The organism is Streptomyces sp. NPDC058008 (assembly GCF_042886395.1).
In the GTDB taxonomy this organism is placed as follows: domain Bacteria; phylum Actinomycetota; class Actinomycetes; order Streptomycetales; family Streptomycetaceae; genus Streptomyces.
Genome location: NZ_JBHVQX010000002.1, coordinates 52,805 through 73,612 on the forward strand (window position 1 = coordinate 52,805; position 20,808 = coordinate 73,612).

Annotated in this window: 18 protein-coding genes; 9 read left to right on the top strand and 9 right to left on the bottom strand. The window is 72.1% G+C overall.

What is annotated here, in order from left to right; genetic code table 11:
* Nucleotides 1-43 precede the first annotated feature (43 nt).
* From ilvA to ACFVS9_RS02015, 3 genes are all read left to right on the top strand, one after another.
* The gene (gene ilvA, locus ACFVS9_RS02005; protein WP_389929489.1) at nt 44-1,273 is read left to right on the top strand and encodes a threonine ammonia-lyase; all 1,230 of its coding nucleotides are present in this window, start codon (nt 44-46) and stop codon (nt 1,271-1,273) included.
* Nucleotides 1,274-1,424: 151 nt separating this feature from the next.
* A complete protein-coding gene (locus ACFVS9_RS02010) occupies nt 1,425-2,429 on the top strand; it encodes an ATP-binding cassette domain-containing protein (protein WP_389929491.1) in 1,005 nt (334 codons plus the stop codon).
* The gene (locus ACFVS9_RS02015; protein WP_389929493.1) at nt 2,426-3,283 is read left to right on the top strand and encodes an ABC transporter permease; all 858 of its coding nucleotides are present in this window, start codon (nt 2,426-2,428) and stop codon (nt 3,281-3,283) included. Before ACFVS9_RS02010 ends, ACFVS9_RS02015 begins: the two co-directional genes overlap by 4 nt.
* A gap of 63 nt (nt 3,284-3,346) precedes the next feature.
* Here ACFVS9_RS02015 and greA read toward each other — a convergent pair whose 3' ends face one another.
* Complete coding sequence (greA, locus tag ACFVS9_RS02020) at nt 3,347-3,844, bottom strand: transcription elongation factor GreA (RefSeq protein WP_383115543.1); 498 nt, start codon at nt 3,842-3,844, stop codon at nt 3,347-3,349.
* Nucleotides 3,845-4,035: 191 nt separating this feature from the next.
* A complete protein-coding gene (locus ACFVS9_RS02025; protein WP_383115542.1) occupies nt 4,036-4,440 on the bottom strand; it encodes a DUF4307 domain-containing protein in 405 nt (134 codons plus the stop codon).
* A 97-nt stretch (nt 4,441-4,537) separates the two neighbouring features.
* On the opposite strand from ACFVS9_RS02025, the gene mca reads away from it, so the two are divergent.
* Together mca and ACFVS9_RS02035 are read left to right on the top strand one after the other, a co-directional pair.
* Nucleotides 4,538-5,419: a mycothiol conjugate amidase Mca gene (mca, locus tag ACFVS9_RS02030; protein WP_389929495.1), complete on the top strand. Its 882-nt coding sequence runs from the start codon at nt 4,538-4,540 to the stop codon at nt 5,417-5,419.
* 1 nt (nt 5,420) lies between these two features.
* The gene (locus tag ACFVS9_RS02035; RefSeq protein WP_383115540.1) at nt 5,421-5,690 is read left to right on the top strand and encodes a hypothetical protein; all 270 of its coding nucleotides are present in this window, start codon (nt 5,421-5,423) and stop codon (nt 5,688-5,690) included.
* 89 nt (nt 5,691-5,779) lie between these two features.
* Here ACFVS9_RS02035 and ACFVS9_RS02040 read toward each other — a convergent pair whose 3' ends face one another.
* Both ACFVS9_RS02040 and ACFVS9_RS02045 read right to left on the bottom strand, forming a co-directional pair.
* A complete protein-coding gene (locus ACFVS9_RS02040; protein ID WP_389929497.1) occupies nt 5,780-8,998 on the bottom strand; it encodes a tetratricopeptide repeat protein in 3,219 nt (1,072 codons plus the stop codon).
* A 454-nt stretch (nt 8,999-9,452) separates the two neighbouring features.
* Nucleotides 9,453-10,019: a Uma2 family endonuclease gene (locus tag ACFVS9_RS02045; protein WP_383115538.1), complete on the bottom strand. Its 567-nt coding sequence runs from the start codon at nt 10,017-10,019 to the stop codon at nt 9,453-9,455.
* 196 nt (nt 10,020-10,215) lie between these two features.
* Here ACFVS9_RS02045 and ACFVS9_RS02050 point away from each other — a divergent pair, with 196 nt between their 5' ends.
* Nucleotides 10,216-12,240: a thioredoxin domain-containing protein gene (locus ACFVS9_RS02050; protein ID WP_389929499.1), complete on the top strand. Its 2,025-nt coding sequence runs from the start codon at nt 10,216-10,218 to the stop codon at nt 12,238-12,240.
* 69 nt (nt 12,241-12,309) lie between these two features.
* Here the strand turns inward: ACFVS9_RS02050 and ACFVS9_RS02055 are convergent, their stop codons facing one another.
* A complete protein-coding gene (locus ACFVS9_RS02055) occupies nt 12,310-12,990 on the bottom strand; it encodes a hemolysin III family protein (protein ID WP_383115531.1) in 681 nt (226 codons plus the stop codon).
* 208 nt (nt 12,991-13,198) lie between these two features.
* On the opposite strand from ACFVS9_RS02055, the gene ACFVS9_RS02060 reads away from it, so the two are divergent.
* Complete coding sequence (locus ACFVS9_RS02060) at nt 13,199-15,025, top strand: phosphoenolpyruvate carboxykinase (GTP) (protein WP_389929501.1); 1,827 nt, start codon at nt 13,199-13,201, stop codon at nt 15,023-15,025.
* Between the two features lie 308 nt (nt 15,026-15,333).
* Here the strand turns inward: ACFVS9_RS02060 and ACFVS9_RS02065 are convergent, their stop codons facing one another.
* The 4 genes from ACFVS9_RS02065 to ACFVS9_RS02080 all read right to left on the bottom strand — a co-directional run bounded on the left by ACFVS9_RS02065 (nt 15,334) and on the right by ACFVS9_RS02080 (nt 18,742).
* Complete coding sequence (locus ACFVS9_RS02065; RefSeq protein ID WP_389929503.1) at nt 15,334-15,732, bottom strand: hypothetical protein; 399 nt, start codon at nt 15,730-15,732, stop codon at nt 15,334-15,336.
* Between the two features lie 83 nt (nt 15,733-15,815).
* Entirely contained in the window at nt 15,816-17,027 is a 1,212-nt protein-coding gene (locus tag ACFVS9_RS02070) for a pyridoxal phosphate-dependent aminotransferase (protein ID WP_383115528.1), read from the bottom strand.
* Between the two features lie 250 nt (nt 17,028-17,277).
* Nucleotides 17,278-18,090: an arylamine N-acetyltransferase gene (locus tag ACFVS9_RS02075; protein ID WP_389929505.1), complete on the bottom strand. Its 813-nt coding sequence runs from the start codon at nt 18,088-18,090 to the stop codon at nt 17,278-17,280.
* Nucleotides 18,091-18,217: 127 nt separating this feature from the next.
* Complete coding sequence (locus ACFVS9_RS02080) at nt 18,218-18,742, bottom strand: MarR family winged helix-turn-helix transcriptional regulator (protein ID WP_389929507.1); 525 nt, start codon at nt 18,740-18,742, stop codon at nt 18,218-18,220.
* A 39-nt stretch (nt 18,743-18,781) separates the two neighbouring features.
* Here ACFVS9_RS02080 and ACFVS9_RS02085 point away from each other — a divergent pair, with 39 nt between their 5' ends.
* A complete protein-coding gene (locus ACFVS9_RS02085) occupies nt 18,782-19,699 on the top strand; it encodes an EamA family transporter (RefSeq protein WP_389929509.1) in 918 nt (305 codons plus the stop codon).
* Nucleotides 19,700-19,946: 247 nt separating this feature from the next.
* Nucleotides 19,947-20,792, top strand: a complete 846-nt coding sequence (locus ACFVS9_RS02090; RefSeq protein ID WP_389929511.1) for a serine protease — start codon at nt 19,947-19,949, stop codon at nt 20,790-20,792.
* The last annotated feature ends 16 nt before the right edge of the window (nt 20,793-20,808 follow it).

Below are 20,808 nucleotides of genomic sequence, written 5' to 3' on the forward strand. Positions count from 1 at the left end.
GACGCTACGGCTCCGAGGGCTCCGAGCTGCAAGACTTGCTGTCATGACCTTCCGTACGTCAGGCCCCTTTCCTCCGCTGATCCTCGACGACATCCGAGGGGCGCAGAAGATGCTGTCCGGGGTGGCCAGAACGACCGGGATGGAAGGCAGCCGCCATCTCAGTTCACTCGTGGGCGCGCCCGTCCACCTCAAGTGCGAGAACCTCCAGCGCACCGGCTCGTTCAAACTGCGCGGCGCCTATGTGCGCATCGCCGGCCTCAGCCCCGTCGAGAGGGCGGCCGGAGTGGTGGCCGCGAGTGCCGGAAACCATGCGCAGGGTGTCGCACTCGCGTCTTCGCTGCTCGGCGTACGTTCCACGGTCTTCATGCCGGTCGGCGCACCCCTGCCGAAGGTCGCGGCGACCCGGGAGTACGGGGCCGAGGTCCGGCTGCACGGACACGTCGTCGACGAGACGCTCGCCGCCGCCCAGGAGTACGCGGAGCAGACCGGCGCCGTCTTCATCCACCCCTTCGACCACCCGGACGTCATCGCCGGCCAGGGCACGGTGGGCCTGGAGATCCTCGAACAGTGCCCGGAGGTCCGCACCATCGTGGTGGGCGTCGGCGGGGGCGGCCTCGCCGCGGGGATCGCGGTCGCGGTGAAGTCCCTGCGCCCCGACGTCAGGATCGTCGGCGTCCAGGCGGAGGGCGCGGCAGCCTTCCCGCCCTCGCTCTCCGCCGGCCACCCCGTGGCGCTCGACCCGGTGCAGACCATGGCCGACGGGATCAAGGTGGGACGGCCCGGCGACCTGACGTTCCCGCTGGTCCAGGAGCTGGTGGACGAGGTCCGCACGGTCTCCGAGGACGAGCTCTCCAGCGCGCTCCTGCTCTGCCTGGAGCGGGCGAAGATGGTCGTCGAGCCGGCCGGCGCGATCCCCGTCGCGGCGCTGCTGAGCGATCCCGGGGCCTTTCGCGGACCCGTCGTCGCGGTGCTCTCGGGCGGCAACGTCGACCCCCTGCTGATACAGCGCATCCTGACGCACGGCATGGTCGCGGCGGGCCGCTACCTGAGCCTGCGGCTGCGGCTCACCGACCGGCCGGGAGCACTGGCCGCGATGCTCGCCACCCTCTCCGTCGCCGACGCCAACGTGCTCGACATCAGCCACGTGCGGACCGATCCCCGGCTGGGGCTCACCGAGGCGGAGGTGGAACTGCACCTGGAGACCAAGGGGCCGGAGCACTGCGAGGAGGTCGCCGCCGCGCTGCGGGCCGCCGGCTATCTCGTACGGTCCTGAGCGGTCCGGGACTCCTTCGCGAAACCTGTTGTGGGTCGCGATGTATCGCGTTACGGTGCATCGCCGAACACTCCGGTGTTCCCCGCCCCGAGGGGCCGGGAACCCTACGATCCGCTCAGGAATCCACGCGAAGCAACTGGGGGAGTCCCGAATGCCAGGCGCCATCTACGCCGAAGGCCTGGTGAAGACCTTCGGCGATGTACGAGCACTGGGCGGCGTCGATCTCGACGTACCCGAAGGCACCGTCCTCGGGCTGCTGGGGCCCAACGGCGCCGGCAAGACGACAGCCGTGCGTGTCCTGACCACCCTGCTCCGGCCCGACAGCGGGCGGGCCGTCGTGGCGGGCATCGACGTCCTGAGGAATCCCGATTTGGTCCGCCGCTCGATCGGCCTCTCCGGCCAGTTCGCGGCCGTCGACGAGTACCTCACCGGCCGCGAGAACCTCCGGATGGTCGGCCAGCTCTACCAGATGACCTCGCGCGACGCGAAGAAGCGGGCCGGGGAGCTCCTGGAGAAGTTCCACCTCGCCGACGCGGCCGACCGCCCCGCGAAGACGTACTCGGGAGGCATGCGCCGCCGCCTCGACCTGGCGGCGGCGCTCGTCATCTCCCCGCCGGTGATGTTCATGGACGAGCCCACCACCGGACTCGACCCGCGCAACCGGCAGCAGCTGTGGGGGGTCATCGAGGAACTCGTCGCGGGAGGCACGACGCTGCTGCTGACCACGCAGTACCTGGAGGAGGCCGACCACCTCGCCCACGACATCTGCGTCATCGACCACGGCGAGGTGATCGCCCGCGGCACCTCGGACCAGCTCAAGGCCCGCACCGGCGGTGAGCGCGTCGAGGTCGTCGTCCACCGGCCCGACCGGATCGCCCCCGCCCGCTCGGTGCTCGCCGCGTTCGGCAAGGGCGAGATCTCGGTCGCCGAGCACACCCGCAAGCTGACCGTCCCGGTCACCGGCGGCGCCAAGCTGCTCGCCGAGGTCATCCGCGACCTCGACGCCAACGGCGTGGAGATCGACGACATCGGCCTGCGCCGCCCCACCCTCGACGACGTCTTCATCTCGCTCACCGGCCACGCCGCCGAGCTGGAGAAGAACGCCGGCACCACACCGACCGAGGCCGCGACGGGCCGGAAGGAGGACGCGCGATGAGCGCCGTCACGGATACGCCGGACCTGGCACCGCTCACGTCCCGGGGGGCCCTCGCCCGTTCGGTCGCGGACTCGCTGGTCGTCGCACGGCGCAACCTGATCCGCATGGCCAGGATCCCCGAGATGGTGATCTTCGGCCTGGTCCAGCCCATCATGTTCGTGGTGCTGTTCACCTACGTGTTCGGCGGTTCCATCAAGGTGGGCAGCTCCCTGTCGTCCACGGCCTACAAGGAGTTCCTGATGGCCGGGATCTTCGCCCAGACCGTCACCTTCGCCACCGCGGGCGCCGGAGCGGGCATCGCGGACGACATGCACAAGGGGCTGATCGACCGCTTCCGGTCACTGCCGATGGCCCGGGGCGCGGTCCTCACCGGACGTACCCTCGCGGACCTCGTGCAGACCGCGCTCACCCTCGTCGTCCTGGCCGGTGTCGCACTCATCATCGGCTGGCGCACCCACGAGAACCTCGGCAAGGTGCTGATCGGCTTCCTGCTGCTGCTCCTGCTCGGCTACGCGTTCTCCTGGATCGGCGCGCTCATCGGCCTCGTCGTGCGCACACCGGAGGCGGCCACCTCCGGCGGACTGATCTGGCTGTTCCCGCTGACGTTCATCTCGAACGCCTTCGTGGACGCGAACCAGATGCCGACCGTCCTGCGCTACATCGCGGAGTGGAATCCGTTCAGCGCCACCGTGGCCGCCTGCCGTGAGCTGTTCGGCAACGTCCCGCCCGGCTTCGTCGCCTCGGACGCCTGGCCCATGCAGCACCCGATCTTCGCCTCGGTGATCTGGTCGGTCCTGATCGTCGTGGTCTTCCGCACCCTGGCGGTCCGCAGATACCGCTCGGCCACCGCCTGACCCCGGACACGGGAGAGCCCCGGCCGCACGTGCGGCCGGGGCTCTCCCGTGTGCTTGTGCGGGTCAGCCCTGGTAGGGCTTCGCCGAGACGATCCTCACCGTGGCCTTCTTGCCGTTCGGCAGCTCGTACTCCGCGTCGTCGCCCACCCGCTTGCCGTTCACGCCCGTGCCGAGCGGGGACTGGGGGGAGTACGTCTCGATGTCGGTGCTCGCGTACTCGCGGGAGGCGAGCAGGAAGGTGACCGTGTCGTCCGGGTCGCCGTCGAAGGCGATGGTCACCACCATGCCGGGCTCGACCACGCCGTCGTCGGCCGGGGCCTCGCCGACCTTCGCGTGCTCCAGGAGCTGGGTCAGCTGACGGACCCGGAGCTCCATCTTGCCCTGCTCCTCCTTGGCCGCGTGGTAGCCGCCGTTCTCGCGGAGGTCACCCTCCTCGCGGGCCGCCGCGATCTTGACGGAGATCTCCGTGCGCGCGGGACCAGACAGGTACTCCAGCTCCGCCTTCAGCTGGTTGTACGCCTCCGGCGTGAGCCAGGTGACGTTATCGCTGGTCTGGGTCACAGGGTGCTCCTCGTCGGTGCTGGGAATACAAAGCAACGCCCTACCCCAAGCATGCGCTGCCACGGGTGGGCGAAACAACGAGCCTAACAATTCCGCGCGAAAAGGGGGAGAAGGTAAAACGTCACACGCGCGTCCGCGCAGGCCGGCGCGGGATCCCGGCGCTCAGGAGCGGCGCGCGCCCCCGGATGCGGTCACCCGCCGGCGGTGCACCCCGTCAGCTCCACCGCGGTCGCCCTGGAGGTGGTGCGCAGCGAGACGACCCGGTCGATCCGCTCCGAACGCTCGTCGAACCGGAAGTCCGCCCGCCCGACCTCGGCGCCCTCCTCGCTCAGGGCGCGGAGCGTGCAGTTCGCGTCCGTGCCGAGGTCCTTGCGGACCTCCAGATGGGCCTCGGCGCGACTGTCCGAGACGATCTTGGACTTGATGAGCTCGGCGCTGACGTCGGAGTTCGCCACGTAGTGGTAGCCGAACCAGCCGATCAGGGCGAGGAGGGCGGCACCCAGCACGGAGCCGATGATCCGCAGCCTGCGGTCCGCGCGCTGGTCCCGCGACCGGCCGTAGCGCCCCTCGGGCAAGGCCTCGCGCACCGCTGCCATGATCGTTCCTCCCGTACCGGGGATCGAGGAATTTTCCACCCCCCGGTTCAGTCACTATAGAAGCCGACCACCGCGACGAATCACTGAGGACCGAGTCTTGACCGAGCAGCTGCGACTGATGGCCGTTCACGCCCACCCCGACGACGAGTCGAGCAAGGGCGCGGCCACCATGGCCAAGTACGTGTCCGAGGGGGTGGACGTCCTGGTCGTCACCTGCACGGGAGGGGAGCGGGGATCCATCCTCAACCCGAAGCTCCAGGGCGACGCGTACATCGAGGCGAACATCCACGAGGTGCGCCGGAAGGAGATGGACGAGGCCCGGGAGATCCTCGGCGTCAAGCAGGAGTGGCTCGGCTTCGTCGACTCGGGTCTGCCCGAGGGCGACCCGCTGCCCCCGCTTCCCGACGGCTGCTTCGCCCTGGAGGACGACGTGACGGCCGCGGGGCGGCTCGTCGCGAAGATCCGCGCGTTCCGGCCGCAGGTGATCACCACCTACGACGAGAACGGCGGCTACCCGCACCCCGACCACATCAAGACCCACACGATCTCGATGATCGCGTTCGAGGGCGCCGCGGACACCGAGAAGTTCCCCGAGGCGGAGTTCGGCCCGGCCTTCCAGCCGCGGAAGCTCTACTACAACCAGGGCTTCAACAAGCCCCGCACGCTCGCCCTCCACGAGGCGCTCCTCGCCCGCGGGCTGGAGTCCCCGTACGGCGACTGGCTGGAGCGCTGGAAGGAGTTCGAGCGCGCCGAACGCACGCTGACCACGCACATCCCGTGCGACGACTTCTTCGAGATCCGCGACAAGGCGCTGATCGCGCACGCCACGCAGATCGATCCGGACGGCGGCTGGTTCCGGGTGCCGATGGACGTCCAGCGGCAGGTCTGGCCCACCGAGGAGTACGAGCTGGCGAAGTCCCTGGTCGATACTTCCCTCCCCGAGAGCGACCTCTTCGCGGGCATCCGCGACAATGCCTGATATGTACGCGACCCAGGCACTGACGCAGCTCGTTCCGCTCGCCGCCGATGAGCTCGACAAGAACAAGGTGACCCCCGGCGTCCTCGGCTTCCTCGTCTTCGCGGCACTCGCCGTCGGCGTGTGGCTCCTGATGAAGTCGATGAACCGCCACATGGGCAAGGTCGACTTCGAGGAGGCGCCCGACCCGAAGGCGGAGCGCACGGCCACCGAGGCCGTGCCGGAGGCGGCCGCCTCCGGCACGGCGAAGGCGAACGCCTCGGGCAAGGGCTGACGGGGCGGGGCCGGCGACGGCCCCTTCCGGCCCTTGCCCCCGGGTGACCCGGCCGTTCCGGGGGGCCGCCGTCCCACGGGTGCGCCGGCTCAGGGCCGTACGCCCACCGGCACTCCCATCACCTCGCGGGCGTGCCGGGACGGCGTCAGGCCCAGGCGCCAGGCCTGCCAGCCGTCGTCCAGGTCCACGCCCCGGTTGAGGACCACCCGGAAGGCCTCCGCGCAGTCCTCCAGCTTGCCGTCCCGCAGCGGGTGGGCGGCCGCCAGCAGGTCCGCGAGTTCCTGCTGCGCCACCGCCGTGCCCACCTCGCTGCCGCCCGGTGAGGCGTACGGCAGCAGCGTGCACCGCAGGAACGCCGCCCAGTCGCCGCCCCGGACGTCGCCGTAGGAGGCGAACAGGGCGACCGCCTCGCCGCAGAGCTCCAGCGCCTGCGCCGCGCGGTCGTTCCCGCCGTCGATCAGCGCCAGCTCCAGGCAGGTCCACGCCTCGCCGTGGGCGACCCCGATGCGGCGGAAGTCGGCCCTGGCGTCCACCAGGAGCTGCCGCGCGAAACCGGAGTTGCGCAGGTTGCCCGTCTGCGCGGCCCGCTGGTCGCGGGTCACGCGCCCCGAGTGGTGGCGGGCGCACGCCAGTCCGTACACGTCCCGCATGCGGGAGAACATCGTGCGGGCCCGCTCCAGCTCCCGTACCGCCGTGTCGGTGTCGCCGTCCTCCTCCAGCGCCTGCCCCAGGTAGTAGCGCGTCCACGCCTCGCCCCGGGCGTCCTCGTTGCCCCGGTGCCGGGCGAGGGCGCCGCGGAGCTGCTCCACCGCGGGCGCGGGGTCGCCGTCCAGCAGCCGGGCGCGGGCCAGCTGGGTCAGGGCCCACGCCTCCCCGCGCTCGTCCCGGGTGCGGCCGTACAGGTCCAGCGCCGTGGACAGCTCCTCCTCGGCCCTGGCGACCTCGCCCATCCGCAGGCAGACCTGGCCGAGCTGGAAGTGCGACCAGGCCTCGCCGTGCAGCGACTCACCCTCGCGGTGCAGGGCCAGCGCGGTGTCCAGCAGGGTCAGGGCCTCGGAGAGATTGGCGCGGTCGCGTTCGACGGCGGCCAGGGCGTGCAGCGACCAGGCCCGGTCCTCGGCCTGCTCCGGGGACGCCTGGAGGGCGATCGCCTCCCGCAGCCGCGCCGAGGCCTCCGTGAGATTGCCCTGGTGGTGCAGGGTGATGCCGAGCGAGCACAGCGCGAGGGCGGCGCCCGCGTCGTTCTGCGCCTCGCGGTAGAGGCCGACGACGGAGGACAGGGTGGTGCGGGCCTTGTCGAGCTCCCCGAGCTGACGGGCCGCGATGCCCGTACGCCACTGGACCGACCGCTCCAGCAGCCCCTGGTCGACCGCGCGGGTCAGCTCGCTGATCTCGCCGAGCCGGTAGAGGTCGCCGCGCAGCAGGCAGTAGTCGCACAGGGCGCCCAGCAGATGGAGCACGGCCCGCTGGTCGACGCCCTCCGTGTGGCGCAGCGCCGCGGTGATGAAGCTGGACTCGTCGTCCAGCCAGCGCAGGGCGGAGTCCAGCGAGCTGAAGCCGTGCGAGCCGAACTGCCCGGCGCGGGTGGACATCTTGCCGTCCACCATGCGGATCACCGCGTCGGCGAGCTCCGCGTAGTTCTGGATGAGGCGTTCCTGCGCGGCCGTACGCTCGGCCGCCGGCTCCTCGTCCAGCAGCCGCGCCAGGGCGAAGTCCCGTACGAGGTCGTGCAGCCGGTAGCGGGCGCCCCGTACGTGGACGAGGAGCCCGGCGCGGGCCAGGGCGTCCAGCAGGCGGCCGGCCTCCTGCTCGTCGGAGGACAGCAGCGAGGCCGCCGCCGCGGCCCCGAGGCTGGAACGTCCGGCGAGGGCGAGCCGCCGCAGCAGCGTGCGGGCCTGCTCCGGCTGGTCCGTGTAGCGCAGCCACAGGGCGCGCTCGACGGGGCCCACCGGGCCGTACGCCCCGAGCGCGGAGGCGAGTTCGGCACGGGTGCGCGCGCCGAGCGAGGAGCCCGCGACACGCAGGGCGAGCGGCAGCGCGCCGCACAGCTCCACGACGCTGTCGGTCGAGGGGTAGTCGTACGGGCCGCCCTCCTCGTCCTCGGCGGACTCGCGCAGCAACTCCTCGGCGCCCGCCGCGTCCAGACCCCCGACAGCGAGGTGGTGGACCCGTGCCGGGATGTCGTCGGGCAGGTCGAGGGGTTCGCGGGCGGTGACGAGGACCAGGCTGTCGGAGCGCTCGGGCACGAGCGTGCGGACCTGGGCGGCGTCGGTGGCGTCGTCCAGGACGATCGTGACCGGCGTGCCCGTCAGATGCTGGTGGTAGAGGTCGCTCAGGCGCCGCACCTGCTGTTCGGCGGAGGACCTCTCCCTGAAGAGCAGCTGTTCGCGCGGTGCCCCCAGCCGGTTGAGCAGGTGCAGCAGGGCGTCCCGGGTCGACAGCGGGGTCTCCCCTGCCACCTCGCCGCGCAGGTCGACCACGCACGCGCCGCGGAACTGGTCCTTGAGCGCGTGCGCCGCCCGCACGGCGAGCGCGGTGCGCCCGGCGCCCGGCGTGCCGTGCAGCACGACGACGGTCGGCCTGGTCTCCGTCGCGGCGCGTGCGGCGTGCACCCACTGGGCGATCTGGGCCAGTTCACCGCGGCGCCCCGCGAACGGGCCCTCCGCGGCGGGCAGATGACCGAAGGACTGTTCGAGGAGTGAGCGGGTGCGGGCTGCCGCGCTGCGGTCCCCGCCGCGCAGTTGCGCCACCACCGAGGCGCTCGCCTTCTTCGGCGGGCGCGCGGAGGCGGTCAGCATCCGCTGCTGGTCGAGGAACGGGCGGATGCCCCGCACCTCCAGTGCCGTCAGCCACTCCAGCCGCAGCTGCTCCGGCCCGCCCGGCTGGTTCCGCTCGCCCGCCCTGCGATGGGCGGCGGGCCAGTGCGAGGCGGTCACCCGGGCCATCGTCGCCGTGGTCCCCGCGACGGCGACCACCGCGCCCGCGCCCAGGGCCAGGCCCGTCGCGGTGCCGAGTGCCAGGTCCGCCCCGAACGCGGCGGCGGCGGCAACGCCCGTCACCAGCAGCGGTGTTCCCAGCGTCGCCCGGCTGAATCTCGCCGACAGCGGCTGCTGGCCGGCCCCCGCGGCGTCGAGCGCCCGGGTGTAGGCGGCGTACTCGTCGGCCGCGCCCGACGCCATGGTGTCGAGTGCGCCCCGCGCACGCGCCAGCAGTACGCCGGAGTCCGTCCGGCCCCCTGTCCTGCGTGCCTCTTCCTCCACGGCACGTACCAACAGCCGTTCGGCTTCCGCCCGATGGCTGTCCCGCATGCGTCCCCCTAGGTTCCAGCGACTTCGATCCGTCCGGCTGTCACGAGCCCCCAGTGTCCTGCGTACGGCCCGTCAGCGCGAGGGAGCGAGGCGGTCGGCCGTCGGGAGAACGCTGCGCGTCACCCGACCGGGCGGCGGCCGGAACGCGGTTCGGGCGAGCGGGGCGGCCCTGACCGGTCGGTGTCCGGCACCGGATCGGGGCGCCCTGCGCCGCCCCCGTGGAGCGGATCGCACCCGGCCGGGAGAGCCGGCCACGGCGCGAGGCGCCCCGGGGCGCGCCGGGCTGTCCGCCGGCCGGTGTTCCCCACCCGACGCCGGTGCGCCCGGAGGGCGGTACCGCAGCACGCCGAGGACCCGTCGACCGGTGTCCCCCGAGCGAGTGGACGTGCCGAACTCGAAAGCCGCGCCGTGGCACTGACGGTCAGGCTTCGCCGGCGGGGCGGCTTCTCGGTCCTTACACGATCCCGAGATCGACCGTGATGGGGAAAGGCGCGGTGGCCTTCACCGTGCCGGTGAACATCTCGCCGTCCCGGTAGGCCTTGGTGGCGGGGTCGAGGACGTAGGTGTAGACGATCGGGACCCCGGTGGCGGCCTGTTCAAGGCGCCAGTAGAAGGGGATGCCCGCCTTGGCGTACTGGTCCACCTTCACGATCCGGTCGGTGGTCTCCGAGCCGGGCGACACGACCTCGACGACCAGGAGTACGTGCTCGGGACGGGTGGGCGTGAGGTCGATGGTTTCTGCCCGGTAGACGATGACGTCCGGGCGGCGGTTGGTGAGGGGGACGTCCTGCAGGCGGACGTCGAAGTCGGTGTCGGCGTTCCAGTCCGGGCCTGCGGCGGCGTCCAGGGCGTTGGCCAGGATGCGGGCCGGCCGGTTGTGGCGCTTGGAGGCGCTCGGGCTCACGACGACCATCCCGTCCACGATCTCGATGCCGGCGCACTGCTCCTCGGACCAGGAGTCGTACTGCTCCGCGCTGATCTGCGTGTGCATCCACGCGGGCGCCACCATCTCGGCGGTCATGGTGTACCTCCTTCGAGAGGCCTCGGCAGGTCCGGCGCTGCTGCGCCAAGCCTACTGTTCCGAGGTGCCGGGCTGCCCGGTCCGGAAGGGGAGGAGCCGCCCGCCGCGTCATGGCGCCTACGTGCAATTCGGCCAAGTGAGGCGGGCGCGTCAGTGTTTCACCGGTCGCGGCAGACGCTGTGAGAGGCTGGGGCGTATGAACCGGTTGGCTGGTGTGACCTCGCCTTATCTGCTTCAGCATGCCGACAATCCGGTCGACTGGTGGCCGTGGGGACCTGAGGCGTTCGAGGAAGCGGAACGGCGCGATGTACCCGTTCTGCTGTCGGTCGGCTACGCCGCCTGCCACTGGTGCCACGTCATGGCCCACGAGTCGTTCGAGGACCCGGCCCTCGCCGACTACCTCAACGCGCACTTCGTCCCGGTCAAGGTCGACCGGGAGGAGCGGCCCGACGTCGACGCCGTGTACATGGAGGCCGTGCAGGCCGCGACCGGTCAGGGCGGGTGGCCGATGACCGTCTTCCTGACCGCGGCGGCCGAACCCTTCTACTTCGGCACCTACTTCCCGCCCGAGCCCCGCCACGGCATGCCCTCCTTCCACCAGGTGCTCGAAGGCGTCGTGGCCGCCTGGACCGACCGGCGCGAGGAGGTGGCGGAGGTGGCCGGGCGCATCGTCCGCGACCTCGCGGGCCGCTCCCTGGCCGCGGCCGAGGGGAGCCTGCCGGGCGAGGCCGAGCTGGCGCAGGCCCTGCTGCGGCTGACCCGTGACTACGACGAGAAGCACGGCGGTTTCGGCGGCGCGCCCAAGTTCCCGCCGTCCATGGTCATCGAGTTCCTGCTGCGCCACTACGCCCGTACGGGCTCCGAGGGCGCCCTGCAGATGGCCGCCGACAGCTGTGCGGCCATGGCGCGCGGCGGGATCCACGACCAGCTCGGGGGCGGCTTCGCCCGCTACTCCGTGGACCGGGAGTGGGTCGTGCCGCACTTCGAGAAGATGCTGTACGACAACGCGCTGCTGTGCCGGGTGTACGCCCATCTGTGGCGGGCCACCGGCTCGGACCTGGCCCGCCGGGTGGCCCTGGACACCGCCGACTTCATGGTGCGTGAGCTGCGGACCGCCGAGGGCGGTTTCGCCTCCGCGCTGGACGCCGACAGCGACGACGGGCAGGGGCGGCACGTCGAGGGCGCGTTCTACGTCTGGACGCCCGCGCAGCTGCGCGAGGTGCTGGGCGAGGAGGACGGAGCCTTCGCCGCCGCGTACTACGGGGTGACCGAGGAGGGCACCTTCGAGGAGGGCTCCTCCGTGCTGCGGCTCGCGCGGACCGGGGAGACGGAACCCGGCGACGCCGAGCGGATCGCCGGGGTGCGGGAACGGCTGTTCGCGGCGCGTGAGCTGCGGGTCCGGCCCGAGCGCGACGACAAGATCGTCGCCGCCTGGAACGGACTGGCGATCGCCGCGCTCGCCGAGACGGGGGCCTACTTCGACCGCCCGGACCTCGTCGAGCGGGCCACCGAGGCCGCGGACCTGCTGGTGCGGCTGCACATGGGCGATGCGGCCCGGCTCTGCCGCACGTCGAAGGACGGGCGGGCCGGGGACAGCGCCGGGGTCCTGGAGGACTACGGCGACGTCGCCGAGGGGTTCCTCGCGCTGGCCTCCGTCACCGGCGAGGGCACCTGGCTGGAGTTCGCGGGCTTCCTGCTGGACATCGTGCTGGAGCACTTCGGCGGGGAGAACGGGCAGCTCTTCGACACCGCCGACGACGCCGAGCGGCTGATCCGGCGCCCGCAGGACCCCACCGACAACGCGACCCCGGCCGGCTGGACCGCCGCCGCGGGCGCGCTGCTCTCCTACGCCGCGCACACCGGCTCCGAGGCGCACCGGACGGCGGCCGAGGGCGCCCTCGGGATCGTCGGGGCACTGGGCCCGAAGGCGCCCCGGTTCACCGGCTGGGGACTGGCGGTCGCCGAGGCGCTGCTGGACGGCCCGCGCGAGGTCGCGGTGGCCGGTCCGGTCGCCGGGGAGCTGCACCGCACGGCCTTGCTGGGGCAGGCACCCGGCGCGGTCGTCGCGGCGGGCGAGGGCCCGGACGCGGGCGCGGAGTTCCCGCTGCTGGCCGGCCGGCCGCCGGTGGGCGGCGCTCCGGCCGCGTACGTCTGCCGGCACTTCGTGTGCGACGCGCCGACGACCGACGCCGGGGAGCTGGCCGCGAAGCTGACCGGCTGAGGCCGCGAGCGGTACGGCGAAGGGCCCGGCCGTCGGACGGCCGGGCCCTTCACCGCGTTCGCGGCCGGGTCACTGCTGGTAGGCGACGAGCGAGATGCCGACGTAGTGCACGACGAACGCGGCCAGCGTCAGCGAGTGGAACACCTCGTGGAACCCGAACCAGCGCGGGGACGGGTTCGGCCGCTTCAGGCCGTAGATGACGCCGCCCGCGCTGTAGAGCAGCCCGCCGACCACGACCAGGACCAGCACCGCGATGCCGCCGGTGCGCATGAAGTCCGGCAGGAAGAAGACCGCGGCCCAGCCCATGGCGATGTAGCACGGGGTGTAGAGCCAGCGCGGGGCGCCGACCCAGAAGACGCGGAAGGCGATGCCCGCCGCCGCCGCGCCCCAGACCGCCCACATGAGCGGGCGCCCGGTGGCCTCGGGCAGGAGGAGGAGCGTCAGCGGGGTGTAGGTGCCCGCGATGATCAGGAAGATGTTCGCGTGGTCCAGCCTGCGCAGCACGGCCTCGCCCCGCGGGCCCCAGGTGCCCCGGTGGTAGACGGCGCTCACACCGAACAGCAGGCAGGCCGTGAGTATGTAGACGGCGCAGGCCACCCGGGCGCGCGTGCTGTCCGCCAGGACGATCAGGGTGATGCCCGCGATGAGCACCGCGGGGAACATCCCGGCGTGCAGCCAGCCGCGCATCCGCGGTTTCACGGGGACGGGGTCGTCCAGTTCGACAGGTCCGGACGCGGCGGCAGAAGTCATGGACGCCATGCTACCTACGCTTCCGTAGGTAACCGTTCCGAGTGGCGATGCTCACGTGTGCGGCCCTCTGGACATATGGGCGCACGCGTCGGATGATCAAATGAGTGCGGTCGGCACCGGATGAGCGCCAGGGGATTTCGAAGGGGTCAGCATCCGGGTCGCAGCCCCCACGGGGCCGGACAACACACCCTCTCGACTAGGAGCGATCGTGGCGCGAGACATCGCTGCTCCCCTCACCCTTCCCACTCGGCACCAGGAGCTCCTCTCCTGGGTGGACGAGATCGCCGCCCTCACCCAGCCCGACCGAGTGGTCTGGTGCGACGGCACCGAGGCCGAGTACGAGCGCCTGTGCGGGGAGCTCGTCGCCAAGGGCACGTTCACGGCGCTGGACCCGGTCAAGCGGCCCAACTCGTACTACGCCGCCTCGGACCCGAGCGATGTCGCCCGCGTCGAGGACCGCACCTTCATCTGCTCCGAGAAGGAGGAGGACGCGGGCCCGACCAACCACTGGAAGGCCCCCGCCGAGATGCGGGAGATCTTCGCGGGGCGGGACGGCGTCTTCCGCGGCTCCATGCGCGGCCGCACGATGTACGTCGTCCCCTTCTGCATGGGCCCCGTCGGCTCGCCGCTCTCCGCGATCGGTGTCGAGATCACCGACTCCGCGTACGTCGCCGTCTCCATGCGCACGATGACGCGCATGGGCCGCGAGGTCCTGGACGAGCTCGGCACCGACGGCTTCTTCGTCAAGGCCGTCCACACCCTCGGTGCCCCGCTGGCCGAGGGCGAGGCGGACGTGCCGTGGCCCTGCAACTCCACCAAGTACATCTCGCACTTCCCCGAGGACCGCGAGATCTGGTCCTACGGCTCGGGCTACGGCGGCAACGCCCTGCTCGGCAAGAAGTGCTACGCGCTGCGCATCGCCTCCGTCATGGCCCGCGACGAGGGCTGGCTCGCCGAGCACATGCTGATCCTGAAGCTCACCCCGCCGCGCGGGAGGAGCACGTACGTCGCCGCCGCGTTCCCGAGCGCCTGCGGCAAGACCAACCTGGCCATGCTGGAGCCCACGATCCCCGGCTGGACCGTCGAGACCATCGGCGACGACATCGCCTGGATGCGCTTCGGCGAGGACGGCCAGCTGTACGCGATCAACCCCGAGGCCGGCTTCTTCGGGGTGGCCCCCGGCACCGGTGAGCACACCAACGCCAACGCCATGAAGACCATGTGGGGCAACTCCGTCTTCACCAACGTCGCGCTCACCGACGACGGCGACGTGTGGTGGGAGGGCATGACCGAGGAGCCGCCCGCGCACCTCACGGACTGGAAGGGCAACGACTGGACCCCCGCGTCCGGTACGCCCGCCGCCCACCCCAACGCCCGCTTCACCGTTCCCGCCGGCCAGTGCCCGATCATCGCGCCGGAGTGGGAGGACCCGAAGGGCGTGCCGATCTCGGCCATCCTCTTCGGAGGCCGCCGCGCCTCCGCCGTCCCGCTGGTCACCGAGTCGTTCAGCTGGCAGCACGGTGTCTTCCTCGGCGCCAACGTGGCCTCCGAGAAGACCGCCGCCGCCGAGGGCAGGGTCGGCGAGCTGCGCCGCGACCCGTTCGCCATGCTGCCGTTCTGCGGCTACAACATGGGCGACTACATGAAGCACTGGATCGAGGTCGGCGCCGACAAGGCGGACCGGTCCAAGCTGCCGAAGATCTACTACGTGAACTGGTTCCGCAAGAACGCGGCGGGCTCGTTCGTCTGGCCCGGCTTCGGCGAGAACAGCCGGGTCCTCAAGTGGATCGTCGAGCGCCTGGAGGGAACCGCCGAGGGCGTCGACACCCCGATCGGCGTCCTGCCGGCCAAGGGCTCCCTGGACACCGAGGGCCTCGAACTCTCCGAGTCCGACCTCGACTTCCTGCTCGACGTCGACAAGGAGGTCTGGCGCGAGGAGGCGGCGCTCATCCCCGAGCACCTGAACACCTTCGGCGACCACACGCCGCAGGAACTGTGGGACGAGTACCGCGCACTGGTCCAGCGCCTGGGCTGACCCTCCTCCCGGCCCCGCGGCCGGGCCTCGTGGCATCCGCCCTGACCTGTGGGGCCGACGGCCCGCCGCGGCACGGCACCCGGAGCCCCCTCATGGTTCCGGGTGCCGCTGGTTCCCAGGAGACCCTTTCGTGCGGCGCTCCGCCCCATTTCGGCGGGAACGTCCATGCATCGCCGACAACTCGCGCACATGAACTCCACATCCGCCCCGGCGCCGAGGGGTGAGTGCGAGGGGGAGCGCTGCCGCGCGGGCCCGGCTCGCGCGTGGCACCCGGTCCACGCGTCCCCGTGACCCGTGGGCCGGAGCCGTCAGCGGGCGCCGGCCAGGAGGGCCGGCGCCGCGGGGGCGGACAGGGCAGCGGTGTGGGCGTCCATGGCCTCGGCCGCGAGGATCGCCACGGCGGTGTCGGCGCGGGACGCGGCCACCACGAGGACGCGGCCGGCCAGGGCGTGGGCGCGCCGGTGCAGGGCGGCCGGGGGTGCCTCGCTGCGCCCCGCGTGGCGGGCGGGCGGCGCGGTGCGGAGCCGGGCCACCTGCCCGGCGATGCGGTCGCCCATGGCGGACAGGCCCAGCTCGTCGGTGACGGCGAGCAGTGCCGCGAGATGGCCGGCGAGCTGGATGTCCAGCTCGTCCTCACGGCTGCGGTGCGGGAAATCGGCGTTGTCGGCCGATGTGTGGACCGACTTGGTGCGGATCGGCTCGTACATGGGTGGCCTCCTGGCGTATCAGTAAGGCCATCCTATCTTAGATTGAGTCTAATGTTGTGTTCGATCCGGAGGTGTGTGGCCGCTCAGGGCTGGCTGTAGCCGTCCAGGAAGTTGCCGATCCGCGTCACCGCGTCGGTCAGGTCCTTCGCCGGCGGCAGGGTGACCACCCGGAAGTGATCGGGTTCCGGCCAGTTGAAGCCCGTGCCCTGCACCACCATGATCTTCTCGGCCCGCAGCAGGTCGAGCACCATCTGCCGGTCGTCCTTGATCTTGAAGACCTTGGGATCGAGCCTCGGGAAGAGGTACAGCGCGCCCTTCGGCTTCACACAGGTCACCCCGGGGATCTGCGTCAGCAGGTCGTACGCCACGTCCCGCTGCTCCAGGATCCGCCCGCCGGGCAGCACCAGCTCGTTGATCGACTGCCGTCCGCCGAGCGCGGTGGCCACCGCGTGCTGCGCGGGCATGTTGGCGCACAGGCGCATGTTGGCCAGGATCGTCAGGCCCTCGATGTACGAGGAGGCGTGCGCCTTCGGCCCGCAGACCGCCATCCAGCCGGAGCGGTAACCCGCGATCCGGTAGTTCTTGGAGAGCCCGTTGAAGGTGAGCACCATCAGATCCGGGGCGATGGCCGCGGTCGGGGTGTGCGTCGCGCCGTCGTACAGGATCCGGTCGTAGATCTCGTCGGAGCAGACGACCAGGTTGTGGCGCCGGGCGATCTCGGTCAGCCCGCGCAGCATCTCGTCGTCGTAGACCGCGCCGGTCGGGTTGTTCGGGTTGATGATCACCAGGGCCTTGGTGCGGTCGGTGATCTTCCGCTCGATGTCGGCGAGGTCCGGCATCCAGTCGGCCTGCTCGTCGCACCGGTAGTGCACGGCCGTGCCGCCGGCCAGCGAGACCGAGGCCGTCCACAGGGGGTAGTCCGGGGCGGGGACGAGCACCTCGTCGCCGTCGTCGAGCAGCGCCTGCATCGACATCTGGATCAGCTCGGAGACGCCGTTGCCGAGGTAGACGTCCTCGACGTCCAGCTCGATCCCCTTGGTCTGGTAGTGCTGCATCACCGCGCGGCGCGCCGACAGCAGGCCCTTCGCGTCGCCGTAGCCGTGGGCGCCCGAGAGGTTGCGGAGGATGTCCTCGAGGATCTCGGGCGGGCACTCGAAGCCGAACGCCGCCGGGTTGCCCGTGTTGAGCTTGAGGATGCGATGACCCGCGGCTTCGAGCCGCATCGCTTCCTCCAGCACGGGGCCGCGGATTTCGTAACAGACGCCGGAGAGCTTCGTGGACTGGATGACCTGCATGTCAGCGAGCTTACGACCGTGTTTCGGACGGTGCTCCCGGTTCGCGTGCCGGTTGCTCCCAACGGGGACGTGTGGCGGCGCGCCGGGTCTTCCATCGGCATGCCGCCCCGGCCGCCCGCCGTGGGAACGGCCGGTCGCGGCGGCGCCGCGGCTTGGAATGCGGGCGTCGGCCGCGCGGCCGGGTGAGATGCGCCACGCGCCGGGGCGGACCCGGTCCCCGGGACCGCCTCCGGCGGCGGGCGCGCGCCGGTCAGTCCGGCAGGACGGTGTCCTCGGGGAGGCGTACGCCGAAGTCCTCGGCGAGCACGCGCAGCACCTCGGCCCGGCCGCCCAGCTCCCGCTCCACCACCGTGCCGTCGTCGGCGGTCTCCACCAGCGTCCGCCCGGACAGGGCCCGGTGCAGACCCGGCAGGGTGCGCTGGACGTGGACCGTCCGCCGGAACGGTGAGCGCGGGTGGGTGGCGATGTGCCAGTTGATGACCTCGTAGTCCGGGGCCTCGAACGGCTCCAGGGTGAACTCGTACTGCGGTTCCCAGTAGCCGCCCTTGTCCGTCTGGAGCTCCCACATCTCCAGCGGCCCGTCGTGCGGGGCGTGCACGAGGCGGTGGCGTCGCGGGGTGTCGAGCAGCTCGGCGTCCACCGCCAGGGGGATCGGCTCCAGCAGCGCGCCCTGCGAACCGAAGCCGACGTCGGCCAGCCAGGGGGTGGACTCACCCTCGGCGTGCACCTGCATCAGCATGTGCGTACGGGGCCTGATGTCACCGGGCGCGGCGCCCACCACCACCCGCGCGGTCAGCAGCGTCACCCGGAATCCGAGCTGCGTCAGGACGGCGGTGAGGAGGGTGTTGTGCTCGTAGCAGTACCCGCCGCGCTCGCTGCGGACGAGCTTCTCCTCCAGGTCCGGGAGGGCGAGGGAGGGGGCGCTGCCGAGGACGGGTTCCAGATTCTCGAACGGGATGCCCAGCATGTGGGCGCGGTGCACGGACCGCAGCACCTCCACGGTGGGGCGGCGCTCACCGGACCAGCCGATGCGGGCGAAGTAGGCGTCGAGGTCGAGTGTCATACCCCGACAGTACGCAGACAGCGCACGGGATTTCCTCCGTCCCGTGCGCACCGGAGGCGCGGGGGCGGGGCCGTCCGCCGCCGGGTGGCCGGGCCCTCCCGGTGGGGGCCGCCCGCTCCTCCCGGTGTCAGGCGCCCGGCCGGGGCGGCTCGACCCGGGCCAGCCAGACGGTCAGCAGCCGCTCCAGCCCGGCGGCCTCCTCCGGGGACAGGGCGTCCAGCAGGCGGCGTTCGTTCCGCATGTGGGCGGCGAACGCCTCGTCGATCAGGTCCCGTCCCGCCGGGGTGAGCGCGACGACCCGCCCCCGGCCGTCGGCCGCCGACCGGCGGCGCGTCACGAGGCCGTCGCGCTCCAGGCGGTCGATCCGCTTCGTCATGGCGCCCGTCGTGACCATGGTGCGCGCCGCGAGCTCACCCGGGGCGCGCTCGTAGGGCTCGCCCGCGCGGCGCAGCGCCGCGAGCACGTCGAACTCGCCCTCGCTCAGGCCGTGCCGGCGGTACACGGTGCACAACTGCTCGGTGAGCAGGGCCCCCAGTCGGTGGAGCCGTCCGATCACGGCCTGGGGGCCCACGTCGACATCCGGGCGCTCCCGGGCCCACTCGGCCTGGATGCGTGCCACGTGGTCCAGCGGTTCCCCGGGAATCTCCTGCATCCCCCCACTATAGCTTCCAGGGAAGATACATTAGCTTCCATGGAAGCTAATCTTCGCTGGACGCTCGTCACGGCTGTGGCTCCGGTCTCCTGGGGCACGAACTACTTCGTCACCCACGCCTATCTGCCCGCCGGCGACCCCCTCTACGGCGCCGCGATCAGGGCTCTCCCGGCGGGTCTGCTGCTCCTGGCGGTCCGCAGGCGGCTGCCGCGCGGCTCGTGGTGGTGGCGCAGTGCCGTGCTCGGCCTGCTCAACGCGGGCCTCTTCTTCGCCCTCGTCTACATCGCGGCCCAGACGCTCCCGACCAGCCTGGCCTCGACGGTCATGGCCACCTCGCCGATGGTGATGATGGCGGTCGCCTGGGGGCTCGTCGCGGAACGGCCGCGGGCGCGGCACCTGGCCGGGGCGGTGCTCGGTGCCGGGGGAGTCGCCCTCATGCTGCTCAGCGGTACGGCGTCCGCGTCGCCCGGCGGGGTGGCGGCCTCCGTGGCGGCCATGCTCCTGTCGTCCCTCGGGTACGTCCTCGCCAAGCGGTGGGGCGGAGAGGTCGACGCACTCGCCTCCACGGCCTGGCAGTTGATCGCCGGAGGGCTGTTGCTGCTGCCGTTCGCCGTACTCGTCGAGGGTGCGCCGCCCCCTCTGGACGGACCGGCCCTCCTGGGCTTCGGCTACGTCGCCGTGGTGGCGACGGCGCTGGCCTTCGCGGCCTGGTTCGCCGGTCTGCGGCACCTGCCCGCCGCGACGGTCGGCCTGGTGGGCCTGCTCAACCCGGTGACCGGGGTGCTGCTGGGGACGCTGCTGGCGGGCGAGGTCCTCACGGCCCGTCAGTTCCTCGGCCTGGCCCTGGTGCTGGCGGGGGTCCTCCTCGGGCGGCCGGCGGCCGGGAAGGCGCGGACGGGGCCGGCCGCCCTCGGCCCGGGCCGCGCGGCGGGCCGGCGGGCGGGCCGGGTGCCCTGAAGGCCGCCTCCCTCGCGGTCCGGCGCGGGCGGACGGGTCCGGTCCGGCGCGGACGCCTCCTCGTGGACGGCGGCGGCCCGGACCGGACGCTCCCGCCGCCGGACGGCCGGCCCGCCGCGCCCCCTCGCCCGGCCCGTGCCGACGGCTTGAATCAGCCCCTTGTCGCCCTCCGGTCGATACGGAAGCATGCGCATGTCAAAAACCGGAAGAACTCCGGTCACGGGCACCTCTGGAGGGGACTCCCCACATGAACAAGCCTCTCGTCGGCGCACTTCTTTCCGTGCTGCTCCTCGGCGCGGGTGTCGCACCCGCCGCCGCGTCCACGGCCACGAGCCCGGACGCGGCCGGAGTCCGCGCCAAGGCCGTCACCTTCGCCGGCACGGTCGCGCTCAGCAACTGCTCCGGTTCGGTGGTACGGACGGCCTCGTCGCTGCCCGGCGATCCCGCGCTCGTCATGTCCAACGGGCACTGCCTGGAGACCGGCTTCCCGGCCCCGGGCGCGGTCGTGCTCAACCGGGCGTCGACCCGCAGCTTCACCCTGCTCAACGCGGCGGGCACCGGTGTGGGCACCCTGCGGGCCTCCAAGATCGCGTACGGGACGATGACGGACACCGACGTCTCGCTGTACCAGCTGACCAGCACCTACGCCCAGATCGAGAGCTCCTACGGCATCAAGGCCCTGGAGCTCGACTCCGCCCACCCGGTGAAGGGGACGGCGATCACGGTCGCGTCCGGCTACTGGAAGCGCACCTACAGCTGTGCCGTCGACGGGTTCGCCTACCGCCTCAAGGAGGGCTCCTGGACCTGGAAGGACTCGGTCCGCTACACCTCCGCCTGCCAGACCATCGGCGGCACGTCCGGGTCCCCGGTGATCAGCGACGCGACGGGCAAGGTCGTCGCCGTCAACAACACCGGCAACGAGGACGGGCAGCGCTGCACGGACAACAACCCGTGCGAGGTGGACGAGAACGGCACCGTGACCGTGCGCAAGGGCATCAACTACGCCCAGCAGACCTACGGCATCGTGCCGTGCATCGGCACCGGCAGCCAGATAGACCTGAACCGGACGGGCTGCGCACTGCCCAAGCCGTAGGGACGGCGAAGGGGCG